Raw genomic sequence first — 13,319 nt, 5'->3', positions numbered from 1 at the left:
GGGGACGCGCCCGCCGTGCAGCCGGGCCCGCGGGGCTGCCCGGCGGGTGCTATGCGCCGCGCGCCCGCCGGAAAGCAGTGCGCGCACGGGGGCGAAGGTGTCGTTGCCCACCAGCCCCGCCCAGACCAGGTCCCAGAGGGCGGCGGCCAGGCCGGCGTCGTCCTGGCTGCCGACGGCATCCGCGAGCTGTCGGAAGAAAAAGGCTCCGCCGCCGGCCAGGGTGGTCAGGATTTCCTGCTGCAGCGCCGTGGTCTCCAGGGGGGTGGGCAGCGGCAGGGTGAGCGGCGCGGTCTCGCGTAGGTGCAGGCTGATCCAGCCGTCGTTGCCGGCCAGCGTGCCGGCGCCGGCCCAGAGCACCTCGCCGGTGTTGGTGAGCTCGTCGAGCAGGCCCGGCCGGTAGTCGACGACGCGCGACGGCAGCACGAGGGTCTCCCAGGCGGATGCCGGGATGCGTGCCCCCTCCAACTGCTCGATCACGGATGCGACCCCGTCGATGCCGCGCAGGCGCCCGCCCACGTGCTGCCAAGCCGGCAGGAACCGGCCGATCGTGACCTGATCGACCGGCTCGACCTCGTGCCGCAGCGCGGCCAGGGACCGGCGGCGCAGACGGCGCAGCACCTCGGCGTCGCACCACTCACTGCCGGTGCCGTGCGGGCGGAACTCACCCTCGAGGAGCCGGCGGGACCCGGCGAGCCGCCGGAGGGCGACGAGCGCCACGGCCGGGCCGAGCCCGAAACGCGCGGCCACGTCGGCGAGGGTGAACGGGCCGTGGGTGCGGGCGTACCGGCTGACCAGGTCGCCGAGCGGGTCGGGCACCGGTTCGGTGAACACTGCCGGGACCCCCTGCGGCAGGGGGACGCCGAGCGCGTCGCGGAGCCGGGCGGAGTCCTCGATGGCCGCCCACCACTGCTGCCCGGCGAAACCGACCGGGATGATGCGCCGGGCCTCGGACAGAACCCGCAGACCCTCGGCGGCGCCCGGGGACACGGCCGGGTCGAGGCGCTCGGCCACCTCCGCGGTGGTGAGCGGCCCGAGCTGGCGGAGCAGGTCGGCGATGCCCTCGACCCCGCGCGCCTTCCGGTCGGCAGGCAGCCGCTGCAGTTCCAGGTCGGTCTGCTCGATCACGGCCGGGTCGAGCAGCTCCCGCAGCTCCACCCGGCCGAGCAACTCGGCCAGCAGGCTGGAGTCGAGCGAGAGGGCGGTCGCGCGGCGCTCGGCGAGCGGGGAATCTCCCTCGTACATGAACGCGGCCACGTAGCCGAAGAGGAGGGTGCTCGCGAACGGACTCGCGGCATCCGTCTGGGTTTCGACCAGGCGCAGGGCGCGACTGTCGATGCGGCGGGTGAGGGCCATCAGCGCGGGCAGGTCGTAGACGTCCTGCAGGCACTCGCGCACGGTTTCGAGGATGATCGGGAAGGTCGGGAAGGCGCGGGCCACGTCAAGCAGCTGCGCGGCCTTCTGCCGCTGCTGCCACAGCGGTGACCGGCGGCCCGGGTTGTAGCGCGGGAGCAGTAGCGCCCGCGCGGCGCACTCTCGGAACCGGGCGGCGAACAGGGCCGACCCGCCGACCTCGTCGGTGACCACCTGTTCGAGCTCCGCCGGGTCGAACACAAAGAGGGAACTGCCGGGCGGGTCCGACTCGGTGTCGGGGATGCGAACGACGATGCCGTCGTCGCTGGCGACGCAGGCACCGTCGAGCCCGTAGCGTTCGCGCACCCGGGCACCCACGGCGAGGGACCAGGGGGCGTGCACCTGCAGGCCGAACGGGGAGTGCAGAACCACTCGCCAGTCGCCGAGTTCGTCCCGGAACCGCTCGACGATGAGGGTGCGGTCGGTGGGCACCTGGCCAGTCGCGGCCCGCTGCTCGGCGAGGAAGGCCAGGAGGTTGTCCACGGCCCGTTCATCGAGGCCGCCGGCCCGGCAGCGCACCCGGGCCTCTGCGACCGGGAGCGCCGAGACCTCGCGCAGGAAGGCGCCGATCGCCTCGCCCAGTTCGGCGGGCCGGCCGAGGCCGTCGCCCTTCCAGAACGGCAGCCGCCCGGGCTCGCCGAAGGCCGGCAGCACGAGCACCCGGTCGTGGGTGATCTCCTGAATACGCCAGCTCGTCGTGCCGAGGGCGAAGACGTCGCCGACCCGGGATTCGTAGACCATCTCCTCGTCGAGCTCACCCACGCGGCGACCGGTCACCTGGTCGCCGCCGACCATGAAGACGCCGAACAGGCCGCGGTCGGGGATCGTGCCGCCGCTGGTCACCGCGAGCCGTTGGGCACCCGGCCGCCCGGTGAGGATGCCCGTTTCCCGGTCCCAGACGATGCGCGGGCGCAGCTCGGCGAATTGGTCGGAGGGGTACCGGCCGGCGAGCAGGTCGAGGGTGGCCTCGTAGGCCGAACGCGGGAGGGAGTGGAAGGGGGCGCTGCGGCGCACGGTGTCGAACCACGCCTCGGCGTGGATGGGTTCGAGGGCGGTCGCCGCGACGGTCTGCTGGGCGAGGATGTCGAGCGGGTTGGACGGCACCTGGAGGGATTCGATCAGGCCGGCGGCCATGCGCTCGGCCGCGACGGCCGCATGGATGAGATCGGCCCGGTGCTTGGGGAAGATCACGCCGCGGGAGACCTCGCCGACCTGGTGCCCCGCCCGGCCGATCCGTTGCAGCCCGCTGGCGACGGACGGCGGCGACTCCACCTGCACGACCAGGTCGACGGCGCCCATGTCGATGCCGAGCTCCAGGCTGGAGGTGGCCACCACGCAGCGCAGCCGCCCGGCTTTGAGATCGTCTTCGATCACCGCGCGCTGCTCCTTGCTGACGGAGCCGTGGTGGGCGCGGGCGAGCAGCGGCTCGGCCCCGGCGCTCTGTCCGCCGGCCCCCATGACAGCGGCCGGCGGGGCGGATGCGGCAGCACCGGCGGGTACCAGGGCCGGCAGCGGCTCGGGCAGTAGCGCGGGCAGCAGCTCGTCTTCCAGTCGCTGGGCGTAGATCTCGTTGAAGCGCGCGGTCAGTCGTTCGGTCAGCCGGCGGGAGTTCGCGAACACGATAGAGGAGGTGTGCGCGAGCACCGCGTCCACGATCGCCTCCTCCACATGCGGCCAGATGGAACCGGTCTGCGGGGCGGCGGCAGCCGTCGACCCCTCCCGCACGGGAGCCGGACCGACCTGGCTCATGTCGTCGACGGGGACGACCACGCTGAGGTCGAATCGCTTGGTCGACACCGGAGCGACGATCTCCACCGGAGCGGAGCCGCCGAGGAACCGGGCCACCTCGGCGGCCGGCCGCACGGTGGCCGACAGTCCGATCCGCTGCGCCGGCCGGGTGAGCAGGTCGTCGAGCCGCTCCAGGGAGACGGCCAGGTGCGCGCCGCGCTTGCTGGCGGCGACCGCGTGCACCTCGTCGATGATGACCGTGTCCACGTCGCGCAACGATTCCCGCGCAGCCGAGGTGAGCATGAGGAACAGCGATTCAGGTGTGGTGATGAGGATGTCCGGCGGCGTCTTCACCAGGGTGCGGCGCTCGGCGGCCGGGGTGTCCCCCGACCGCACGCCGACGCTCACCCGGGGCGGGGCGAACCCGAGGCGCTCGGCGGCCTGGCCGATGCCGACCAGCGGGGCACGCAGGTTGCGTTCCACGTCGACGCCGAGCGCCTTGAGCGGCGAGATGTAGAGAACGCGGGTTCCCGGAACGGTGACCCGGCCGGGCTGCGGCACGGCGGCATCCGTGGCCTTCGAGGCAGCCGACGCATCCGAGGCCAGGCGGTCGATAGCCCAGAGGAATGCGGCGAGGGTCTTGCCGGACCCGGTGGGAGCCACGACCAGCGCATGGGAGCCACGGGAGATGGCGTCCCACGCCCCGAGCTGAGCCTCGGTGGGTGCGGCAAAGGCCTGCGCGAACCAGGCGCGGGTGGCCGGCGTAAATCGGTGCAGAACCTCGTTCATACGTCCATCCTTGCTGATCCGTCTGACAGCACCCACCGCGCCCGTTCGAACGAATTCGACGGAGATTTTGAGTCAAACACCACTTTTGGAGCCCAAACGTGGCGTTCGGGGCAAAATCTCCGTCGAATTCGTTAGGGGCGCGGGCCGTCCGCGGGCGGAGCAAGAGGCGCGGAGCGCGGGACCGGGACGCGGACCGGGACCCGGTAGCGGCCGCCTAGGTGGAGGGAACCAACTGCACGGTGAGGGAGTCGACCTGGGTGGCGATGACGTCACTGGACGACCAGCGGGTCGCGAGCCGGGCGAGGGTGGCGTCGAGTTCGGTGCGGGTCAATCCGTCCACGAGTTCGAGGCGCACGACCAGTTCCGGTCCGGCGAGGCGCGCGGCCGGGTCGCCGGGCGCCAGCTCCACCCCGAGCACGCTCAGCTCGGTGGCGACGGACTCGGCGAAGGCATCCGCGACCTGCCGGTTGGCATAGCTGGGCGTCCAGGGCAGGGACTGGGCGATGGCCCAGAGGGCGGGCCGCCGAATGACGAACTCGGTGGGCGCGGTCGGGTCGAGCACGACCAGGTCGGTCTCGTCCTGGGCCGCGGCCAGCGCCACCTTGATGCCGTCGGACGGCACCGGCCGAGCCTGGGTGTTCCAGGCAGCCATCGCAACGACGGAGGAGAACACCGGCAACACCGTGCGGCCGTCGGGTCCCGCGACGGTGATGATGGAGAGTTCCTGGGTCTTGTCGACGACGAGTCCGGTCGCGGTGGTGCCCGCGTCACCGAGTTCGGTGACCAAAGGAATGAGCAGTCGGGCGGTGCGGAGGACGTCGACCACCGTTTCCTCCCCCACCTCCCGGGCGTGGAAGCGGCGCAGCGCCGCGAGCAGCGACTCCGGTGCCAGCCCGTCGTCCTCGGCGTGCAGGCTCGGCGCGAAGGTGCGACCGGCCCACGGCTGTCCGGCAGAGTCGGCGAAACCGCCCGGGGCACCCTGGCCGCCGGGGCCGCCGGGGAGGCCAGTGGAGCCGAGGTTACGCGCCCGCGACATCCAGCGCCTCGCCCAGGGTGAAGGCCCCCGCGTAGAGGGCCTTGCCGACGATCGCGCCCTCGAGCCCGAGCGGTACGAGTTCGCGCAGCGCGCGCAGGTCGTCGAGGCTGGAGATGCCCCCGGAGGCGACGACCGGACGGTCGGTGCGCTTCATCACCTGGCGGAGCAGGTCGATGTTGGGTCCCTGCAGCGTGCCGTCCTTGGTCACGTCGGTGACGACGTAGCGGGAGCAGCCGGCCTCCTCGAGGCGGGCGAGCACCTGCCAAAGGTCGCCGCCCTCCTTGGTCCAGCCGCGGGCGGCGAGGGTGGTTCCGCGCACGTCGAGCCCGACGGCGACGGCGGCCCCGTGCCGCTTGATGACCTGGGCCGCCCACTTTGGGTCCTCCAGTGCCGCTGTGCCGAGGTTGATCCGGCTGACGCCCGCCTTCAGGGCCGCGTCCAGCGACGCATCGTCGCGGATGCCGCCGGAGAGCTCGATCTTCACGCCCGTGACCTCCCGGATCACGGTGCGGATGACGTCCGTGTTGTTGCCACGGCCAAAGGCCGCGTCGAGGTCGACGAGGTGGATCCACTCGGCGCCCTGGCGCGCCCAGTCGAGGGCCGCGTCGACGGGGTCGCCGTAGTTCGTCTCCGTGCCGGCCTCGCCCTGGGTCAGGCGGACGGCCTTTCCGTCGGCCACGTCAACGGCGGGCAGCAGAACGAGACGGGGGGAAGTGGTGTTCACAGTCATGGGTGTCCTCGGTTGGGAGTGGTCGCGCAAGACCAGGTCAGTCAGGAAAGAGTCGGGCTAGTTTGTGAGAGTGCCGAGCCAGTTATGGAGCAGACGGATGCCTGCTTCACCGGATTTCTCCGGGTGGAACTGGGTGGCCGTGAGCGGTCCGTTCTCAATGGCCGCCAGGAACGGCTGTCCGTGCTCGGACCAGGTGAGAATCGGCTTCGGGAACGGCGGCATGACGTCGAGGGTCCATTCCTGGGCGGCGTAGGAGTGCACGAAGTAGAACCGCTCCTGCTCGAGGCCGCGGAACAATGTCGATCCCTCCCCCGGCGTGACCGTGTCCCAACCCATGTGGGGCAGCACCGGCGCCGTCAGCTGCGTCACGGTGCCGGGCCATTCGCCCAGCCCCTCGGTGTCCACGCCACGTTCGACCCCGTGCTCGAACATGATCTGCATGCCCACGCAGATGCCCAGCACGGGGCGGCCGCCCGCGATCCGGCGGTCGATGACCTCGTCGCCGTGCACGGCCTTCAACGCCTGCATGACGGCACTGAACGCGCCGACGCCGGGCACGACGAGGCCGTCGGCTTCGAGTGCCTGACGGCGGTCGCTGGTCAGCGTCACCTCGGCCCCGGCGAGTTCGAGTGCCTTGACAGCGGAGTGCACGTTACCGGTGCCGTAGTCGAAGACGACGACGCCGGTCACAGCGCACCCTTGGTGGACGGGATGCCGGACACCAGCGGGTCGAGCGCCTTCGCCTGGCGGAACGCGCGGGCGAACGCCTTGAATTCGGCTTCCGCGATGTGGTGCGGGTCGCGGCCGCCCTGCACGGTGACGTGCACGGTCAGGCCCGCGTTGAAGGCGATGGCTTCGAAGACGTGGCGCACCATGGAGCCGGTGAAGTGACCGCCGATCAGGTGGAACTCGAACCCGGCCGGCTCCCCCTGATGCACGAGGTACGGGCGCCCGGAAATATCGACGACAGCCTGGACGAGGGCCTCGTCGAGCGGCACGACAGCGTCACCGTAGCGGGAGATGCCGGACTTGTCCCCGAGGGCCTGCTTGATCGCCTGGCCGAGCAGGATGCCGACGTCCTCGACAGTGTGGTGCACGTCGATCTCGATGTCGCCGCGGGCGCGCACGGTGAGGTCGGTGAGCGAGTGCTTCGCGAACGCGGTGAGCAGGTGGTCATAGAACGGCACCGACGTCTGGATGTCGGACTCACCGGTGCCGTCGAGGTTGAGCGACAGGTCGATGCTGGACTCGCTCGTCTCACGCTGCAGGTGGGCGAAACGGGACGAGGTGGTCGCTGAAGAGAAGCTCATGCGGCTAGTTTATTGCCCCGGCCGTTCACGGTCGCCCCAGTGCCTCGAGGGCGACGAGGAATGCCGTGGTCTCGGCTTCGGTGCCCGCGCTGACCCGCAGGTGGCCCGGGATACCGACGTCGCGAACGAGGATGCCTTCCGCCATCAGGGCCTCGAAGGTGGTTCGGGGGTCCTCGACCCCGCCGAACAGCACGAAGTTGCTCGCGCTGCGCCGGGGCGTGTAGCCGAGGCGGGCAAGCTCGCTCACCAGACGGTCCCGCTGGGAGCGGATGTCGTCGACCATGGCGAGCATGGCGGGAGTGTGGGCGAGCGCGGCCACCGCGGCTGCCTGGGTGAACGCTGACAGGTGATAGGGCAGGCGCACCAGTCGGAGCGCATCCGTCACGGCCGGGTCGGCCGCCAGGTAGCCGACGCGGGCACCGGCGAACGCGAACGCCTTGCTCATGGTGCGGGACACCAGCAGGCGTTCCCGACCAGGCAGCAGGGTGAGGGCGCTCGGCTCGTCGCCCGGACCGAACTCGGCGTACGCCTCATCGACGACGACGATGCCGTCGGTGGCGTCATAGACGGCCGCAATCGTTTCCAGGGACAGCGGCGTTCCGGTGGGATTGTTCGGCGAGCAGAGGAAGACGAGGTCAGGGGCCACCCGGTCGACCCATTCGACCGCCGTGGCCGGGGAGAGTTCGAACTCGGCGTCGCGACCGCCCGCAATCCAGCGCGTGCCGGTGCCGGAGGCGAGCAGCGAATACATGGAGTAGGTCGGCGCGAAGCCGAGCACGGACCGTCCGGGGCCGCCGAAGGCCTGCAGCACCTGCTGGAGAACCTCGTTCGAGCCGTTGGCCGCCCAGATGTTCTTGCGGGTGAGGCCGTGCCCGAGGTACCGCGAGAGGGCGTCGCGCAGTTCGGTGAACTCCCGATCGGGATACCGGTTCACGGTCGTGACCGCCACGGCCAGGGCCGCCACAATGTCTTCCGCCACCTCCGCCGGGATGCCGTGGGTGTTCTCGTTCACGTTGAGAGCCACCGGAACGTGCAGCTGGGGAGCGCCGTAGGGGGTAAGTCCGCGCAGATTATCGCGGAGAGGCAGATCGTTGAGACTGGTCACTCCCCCCATGCTACCGGGGCGCGTTGCCGGAGCGGGTCTAGAGGTCGTTCGGCAGCGCCAACCGCTGACCGGGCTCCACACTGTCGGACGGCAACTGGTTCAGGCTCACGATCTCGGCAATCACCTCGCGCGGGTCAGACGTGGGCGCGACCTTCTCCGCCAGTTGCCAGAGCGACTGCCCCGACTGGATGGTGACGTAGTCGAAGGCCGTGGCCACCCGACCGACGGTCGTGTTCTCCGCGGCGGCGATGCCGCCGTTGAGGGCGACGATCAGAGCCAGGGCCACGAATGGAGCGGCTGCCAGCGACGTGAAGACGACGCGACCGCGCCGGGTGAGTCGGAGCCGGGTGCGACCGGTCGCGATGGGGGCGCTCAATTCAAGTGCAGTGCTCATTTCCTACCTCCTGTGTGAAGACGTATCCGGCTCTCGGCCGGGAGGGCCGGATACGAACTTATGTTCCGAATGTATATTCGATTATTCGAACAATCAAGTCCTTTTCGGTTGTTTCTGAAAAGTTTCTTCCGACCCACTCGAATACATGTTTGTTTTATGAGCAAGACGCGGATACAGTTTCGATTGTTGGTTGAAACTCAATCAGGCACCCCCGACATTCGCGTGAATCGGCGGCACTCGCTGCCTGCCGCCAGCGCATCCATCGAAACGAGGAGCGACGAACGTGGCGCAGAACACCAGCGGTCCCCGCGACAAGGGCGGCACCAGACGGCGCAAGAGTCTGAGCGAGAAGCAGCTTGCAATCCTTGATGTCATCCAGCGCTCGGTCAGCCAGCGCGGCTATCCGCCGAGCATGCGCGAGATCGGCGACGCCGTCGGCCTGTCGTCCCTGTCGAGCGTCACCCACCAGCTCAATCAGCTGGAACTGAGCGGCTACCTGCGCCGTGACCCGAATCGTCCCCGCGCCCTTGAAGTGCTCATCGAGATTCCGCAGTCGCCCGAGGACACGACCTCCGGCACCGCGGAGAGTTTTCACACCGGCGTGCAGGTGGGCGATGCCGCCATGGTCCCGCTCGTCGGCCGCATCGCCGCCGGCATCCCGATCACCGCCGAACAGCAGATCGATGAGATCTTCCCGCTCCCCCGCCAGCTTGTGGGCAAGGGCGACCTGTTCATGCTCAAGGTGTCCGGCGAATCCATGATCGACGCCGCCATCATGGACGGCGACTGGGTCGTCGTTCGGCAGCAGAAAACCGCTGAGAACGGTGAAATCGTCGCAGCAATGCTCGACAACGAGGCGACCGTCAAGGTGTTCCGCCAGCGCGACGGCCACACCTGGCTGCTCCCCCGCAACACGAATTTCGAGCCGATCGTCGGCGACCACGCCGAGATCCTGGGGAAGGTTGTGGCGGTTCTGCGATCGGTTTAGGGTCGGAGTACTTCAACACCTCAGCTCCCCTTGCCTCCTGGTCTCGGCAGGCTCGACAAGCGTCGTGGAGTCTTTGATTTGTTGGGTCGCCATAGGGTCCTCGGGCCGGGCACGAAAGCCGTTTCGGGGTCGTGCCCGGCCTGAGGGCGGGGTGGAGCAGCGGGTTAGGCGGGGACGGGGGCCTGCAGCCGGGCGCGGACAATGCGGGTGGCAGCGATCATGTTGTGCAGGGACTCGACGGTCTCGGCGTAGCCGCGGGTCTTGAGGCCGCAGTCCGGGTTCACCCAGAGCTGGTCGGCCGGGATGGCCGCCACGGCCCGCTCGAGCAGGTCGGTGAGCTCGGCCACGCTCGGCACACGCGGCGAATGGATGTCCCACACGCCGGGGCCGATGCCGTGGTCGAAGCCGTGGGACTGGATGTCGCCCACGACCTCCATGCGGGAGCGTGCCGCCTCGATACTGGTCACATCGGCGTCCAGGTTGCGGATCGCGTCGATGACCACCCCGAACTCCGAGTAGCAGAGATGAGTGTGGATCTGAGTGGCGTCGGCCGCACCGGCCGTCGCCAGGCGGAAGGATCCCACCGACCAGTCGAGATAGTCCGCCTGGTCCTTCTGCTTCAGCGGCAGAAGCTCCCGCAGCGCGGGCTCGTCCACCTGGACGATCTGGATGCCCGCCGTCTCGAGGTCGGCGATCTCGTCGCGGAGCGCCAGGGCCACCTGCCGGGCCGTGTCGCCGAGCGGCTGGTCGTCGCGCACGAACGACCAGGCGAGGATCGTGACCGGGCCGGTGAGCATCCCCTTGACGGGCTTGGGCGTCAGCCCCTGCGTGTACGCCGACCACTCGACCGTGATCGGTCGCGGCCGGGACACGTCACCCCAGAGAATCGACGGTCGCACGCACCGGCTGCCGTAGGACTGCACCCAGCCGTTCTCGGTGACCGCGAACCCGTCGAGGTTCTCGGCGAAGTACTGCACCATGTCGTTGCGTTCCGGTTCGCCGTGCACGATCACGTCGAGGCCGATGTCCTCCTGCAGCCCGACGACGCGACCGATCTCGGCAAGCATCAGGTCCCGGTAGTCCGTGGCGCTCAGCGACCCCCTGAGCAGCTGCGCCCTGGCCCGACGGATGTCCCCGGTCTGCGGGAAGGATCCGATCGTTGTCGTCGGCAGGAACGGCAGCCCGAGGGCAGCCTCCTGGGTCGCGACCCGGACCTCGTAGTCGCCGCGGGTGAAATCGGCCGGGGTGAGCGCATCGGCGCGCTCCCGCACGGCGCCGTCCTGCACGCCGGGAGCCACCCGACGCGCGTCGCGGGCCGCGGTGGCCGCAACAAGGTCGGCCTCGATGGCGGCCCGCCCCTGGGCGAGCCCGCGGGCGAGCGTGGCCACCTGCGCGACCTTCTGGTCGGCGAAGGCCAGCCAACTCTTCAGGTCGCTGTTCAGCGCGGACTCGTCGTCGACGTCATGGGGCACGTGCAGCAGCGACGTCGAGGTGGAGACCGTGATCCGCGGCGACAGCCCGGCCAGGCCCACCGCCGTGTCGAAGGCTGCTGCCAGGTCGCCGCGCCAGATGTTGTGGCCGTCGATGACGCCGGCCACCAGGGTGGTCGTGTCCAGTCCGGGGGTCTCCGCGGGAACGGTTCCACGTACGAGGTCAAGGCCGATGGCTTCCACCGGGGTGGCCGCGAGAACGGGCAGGGCGTCGTCGAGGCTGCCGTAGGGTGCGGCGACGAAGAGAGCGGGGCGCTGGGCGAGGGCGCCGAGGGTGTTGTAGGCGCAGCGAAGGCCGGCGAGGGCATCCGCTCGCGGGGTGTCGATGCTTTCGCTGACCAGGGCCGGCTCGTCGAGCTGCACCCATTCGGCTCCGGCGGCGCGCAGCCGCTGCAGGAGGGCGGCGTAGACCGGCAACAGGTCGTCCAGGCGGTCGATTGGGCTGAACCCGGCCGGTGCCTGGTCGCTGGGCTTGCTCAGCAGCAGGAAGGTGACCGGGCCGACGATGACGGGCCGGGTCAGGAACCCGGCCGCCTTCGACTCTTCGAACTCGCGCACGAGGCGGGTGCCGGCGAGGGAGAACACGGTCTCGGGGCCGATTTCCGGGACCAGATAGTGGTAGTTGGAGTCGAACCATTTGGTCATCTCGAGCGGCAGGTTCTCACCTTCGCCGCGGGCGAGGGTGAAGTAGCCGGCCAGGTCGAGGTGACCGTCCGCACCGCGGAGGTCCGCGAACCGGGAGGGGACGGCACCCACCGTGCACAGGGCATCCAGCATCTGGTCGTAGTAGGAGAACGATTCGGGGATGGACGAATCGTCCCGGCCGAGCCCCAGCTGCACGAGGCGCTCCCTCGTGGTCTGGCGCAGGGCGGCCGCGGTCGCCTCGAGCTCGTCGGCGCTGACCGATCCGGTCCAGAACGCTTCGACGGCCTTCTTCAATTGCCGGCGTGGCCCGATGCGCGGGTAACCCAAGATGGTCCCGGCGGGGAAAGCGGGAGGTGCGGATGAGATGGTCATGAGTACTCCTTGACAGGGTGAGAGGCAGGAAATTCGGAGGCAGATGGAGCTGGAGTGGGAGTGAGCAGACCGCAGCGCTCGAGCACGGCGAGCACGGTCTCGTGCTGGTTGAAGGCGTAGAGGTGCAGGCCGGGGGCGCCGCCGGCGATGAGTTTCCGGGCCAGTTCTGTGGCGTGACGGATGCCGATCTCACGCTGGCCTTCCTTCGTCGGCTCCACCTCGAGCGCGATAGCCAGTTCGGAGGGAAGCTCCTCGCCGGACAACTCGAGGATGCGGCGCAGCCGGGCGGGACTGGTGACCGGCATGATTCCGGGCAGGATCGGGAACTCGACCCCCGCGGCACGGGCCCGCTGGATGAAACTGAGGTAGTGGTCGGCGTGGAAGAACAGTTGGGTGATCGCCAGGTTGGCTCCGGCGGCCTGCTTGGCCAGCAGCGTGTCGATGTCCTGGGTGGTCGACCGGGAGCGCGGGTGGCCGTTCGGGAACGCGGCCACGGCGATGCGCACCTTCTCCCGCTCCCGCTTGATCGTGCGGGCGGCAGGGAGCCCCGGGATCGCGGCCTCGCGGTACGGCACCCGTTCGGCCTGCACCCGGTGAATCAGCTGCACCAGCTCCGCCGCGCTGCCCAGGTCGCCCAGGAAGGCGTCACCCTCCCGGGTGCCTTCCGGCGGGTCCCCGCGCAGGGCCAGGAAGTTCCGCACTCCGGCGTCCAGGAATTCCCGGATCAGCCGGCTGGCTTCCGCGTTGGACGAGCCGACGCAGGTGAGGTGCGCCAGCGGGTCCACGGTGGTGGTGCGCAGGAGGTGGGTGAGCACGTTCAGGGAGGAACGCCGGGAGGAGCCGTTCGCGCCGTAGGTGACCGAGATGAACTCGGGGCCCGCCGCGGCGAGCCGCTTGATGGTGGCGTGCAGCGCGGAGGTGGCGGCATCCGATTTGGGCGGATACAGCTCGAACGAGAACGGGATGTTCCCGCACGCAGGGTCCGAGGTGTCAGGCATTGCTCCTCATTCGACAGTTGCCAGTGGCAGGCACTGGAGGCCGGGCGGCCGCGGACCGCCAGACGAGCCAGGCGGGTGTTCGCGGGCGGGTGCCGGGCTCGGCTGTCGCTCCATGCCGCCGGTCAGAATGCCGACGGCAACGATTGAAAAGACTCTAACAAGCACGCCCGAGGCGGGGCAGGTCCGTGACGGAATGTGTCACGAACCCACACCGGAGCGGCATGGGAGAGCCGGAGGAGTGCGGGAGGAGTGCGGGAGGAGTGCGGGAGGAGTGCGCAAAACGGCATGCTGAAGCCCGCCGTGTTACGGAGCAGCGCCGCCGAA

10 protein-coding genes are annotated in these 13,319 nt (G+C 69.9%); 1 reads left to right on the top strand and 9 read right to left on the bottom strand.

All coding sequences use genetic code 11. From position 1 onward, the window contains the following. The 7 genes from E3O67_RS01310 to E3O67_RS01280 all read right to left on the bottom strand — a co-directional run. The coding region (locus tag E3O67_RS01310) for an ATP-dependent helicase (RefSeq protein ID WP_135101521.1) at window positions 1-3,927 on the bottom strand (3,927 nt) is incomplete at its 3' end. A gap of 214 nt (window positions 3,928-4,141) precedes the next feature. Beyond that, complete coding sequence (locus E3O67_RS01305; RefSeq protein WP_134426925.1) at window positions 4,142-4,963, bottom strand: SseB family protein; 822 nt, start codon at window positions 4,961-4,963, stop codon at window positions 4,142-4,144. Further along, the gene (gene priA / locus E3O67_RS01300) at window positions 4,947-5,693 is read right to left on the bottom strand and encodes a bifunctional 1-(5-phosphoribosyl)-5-((5-phosphoribosylamino)methylideneamino)imidazole-4-carboxamide isomerase/phosphoribosylanthranilate isomerase PriA (protein WP_135101519.1); all 747 of its coding nucleotides are present in this window, start codon (window positions 5,691-5,693) and stop codon (window positions 4,947-4,949) included. The genes E3O67_RS01305 and priA overlap by 17 nt, the downstream gene beginning before the upstream one ends. 57 nt (window positions 5,694-5,750) lie before the next feature. After that, window positions 5,751-6,383: an imidazole glycerol phosphate synthase subunit HisH gene (gene hisH / locus E3O67_RS01295; protein WP_134426929.1), complete on the bottom strand. Its 633-nt coding sequence runs from the start codon at window positions 6,381-6,383 to the stop codon at window positions 5,751-5,753. Then, the gene (gene hisB, locus E3O67_RS01290) at window positions 6,380-7,003 is read right to left on the bottom strand and encodes an imidazoleglycerol-phosphate dehydratase HisB (RefSeq protein ID WP_134426931.1); all 624 of its coding nucleotides are present in this window, start codon (window positions 7,001-7,003) and stop codon (window positions 6,380-6,382) included. The genes hisH and hisB overlap by 4 nt, the downstream gene beginning before the upstream one ends. A gap of 25 nt (window positions 7,004-7,028) precedes the next feature. Then, window positions 7,029-8,108, bottom strand: coding sequence for a histidinol-phosphate transaminase (locus E3O67_RS01285; RefSeq protein WP_370259791.1), 1,080 nt, complete (start codon window positions 8,106-8,108; stop codon window positions 7,029-7,031). Window positions 8,109-8,145: 37 nt separating this feature from the next. Continuing rightward, complete coding sequence (locus E3O67_RS01280; protein WP_134426935.1) at window positions 8,146-8,502, bottom strand: LysM peptidoglycan-binding domain-containing protein; 357 nt, start codon at window positions 8,500-8,502, stop codon at window positions 8,146-8,148. A 283-nt stretch (window positions 8,503-8,785) separates the two neighbouring features. Between E3O67_RS01280 and lexA the strand changes: the two genes are divergently transcribed. Next, a complete protein-coding gene (lexA, locus tag E3O67_RS01275; RefSeq protein ID WP_134426937.1) occupies window positions 8,786-9,490 on the top strand; it encodes a transcriptional repressor LexA in 705 nt (234 codons plus the stop codon). Window positions 9,491-9,654: 164 nt separating this feature from the next. On the opposite strand, the gene metE is transcribed toward lexA, so the two are convergent. Then, complete coding sequence (metE, locus tag E3O67_RS01270; RefSeq protein ID WP_135101514.1) at window positions 9,655-11,997, bottom strand: 5-methyltetrahydropteroyltriglutamate--homocysteine S-methyltransferase; 2,343 nt, start codon at window positions 11,995-11,997, stop codon at window positions 9,655-9,657. Beyond that, window positions 11,994-12,995, bottom strand: coding sequence for a methylenetetrahydrofolate reductase (locus E3O67_RS01265; protein WP_135101512.1), 1,002 nt, complete (start codon window positions 12,993-12,995; stop codon window positions 11,994-11,996). The genes metE and E3O67_RS01265 overlap by 4 nt, the downstream gene beginning before the upstream one ends. Between the last annotated feature and the right edge of the window lie 324 nt (window positions 12,996-13,319).

The sequence above is a fragment of the Cryobacterium sp. TMT3-29-2 genome, from assembly GCF_004564305.1.
GTDB lineage: Bacteria > Actinomycetota > Actinomycetes > Actinomycetales > Microbacteriaceae > Cryobacterium > Cryobacterium sinapicolor.
Note: the sequence above shows the minus strand (reverse complement) of the source record. Positions and strands in the feature narration are given on the sequence as shown.

Excerpts from the sequence above, each read along its gene's own strand:
- E3O67_RS01305 (WP_134426925.1), bottom strand. The coding sequence starts at position 4,963 with ATGTCGCGGGCGCGTAACCTCGGCTCCACTGGCCTCCCCGGCGGCCCC.
- priA (WP_135101519.1), bottom strand. The coding sequence starts at position 5,693 with ATGACTGTGAACACCACTTCCCCCCGTCTCGTTCTGCTGCCCGCCGTT.
- hisB (WP_134426931.1), bottom strand. The coding sequence starts at position 7,003 with ATGAGCTTCTCTTCAGCGACCACCTCGTCCCGTTTCGCCCACCTGCAG.
- E3O67_RS01280 (WP_134426935.1), bottom strand. The coding sequence starts at position 8,502 with ATGAGCACTGCACTTGAATTGAGCGCCCCCATCGCGACCGGTCGCACC.
- metE (WP_135101514.1), bottom strand. The coding sequence starts at position 11,997 with ATGACCATCTCATCCGCACCTCCCGCTTTCCCCGCCGGGACCATCTTG.
- E3O67_RS01265 (WP_135101512.1), bottom strand. The coding sequence starts at position 12,995 with ATGCCTGACACCTCGGACCCTGCGTGCGGGAACATCCCGTTCTCGTTC.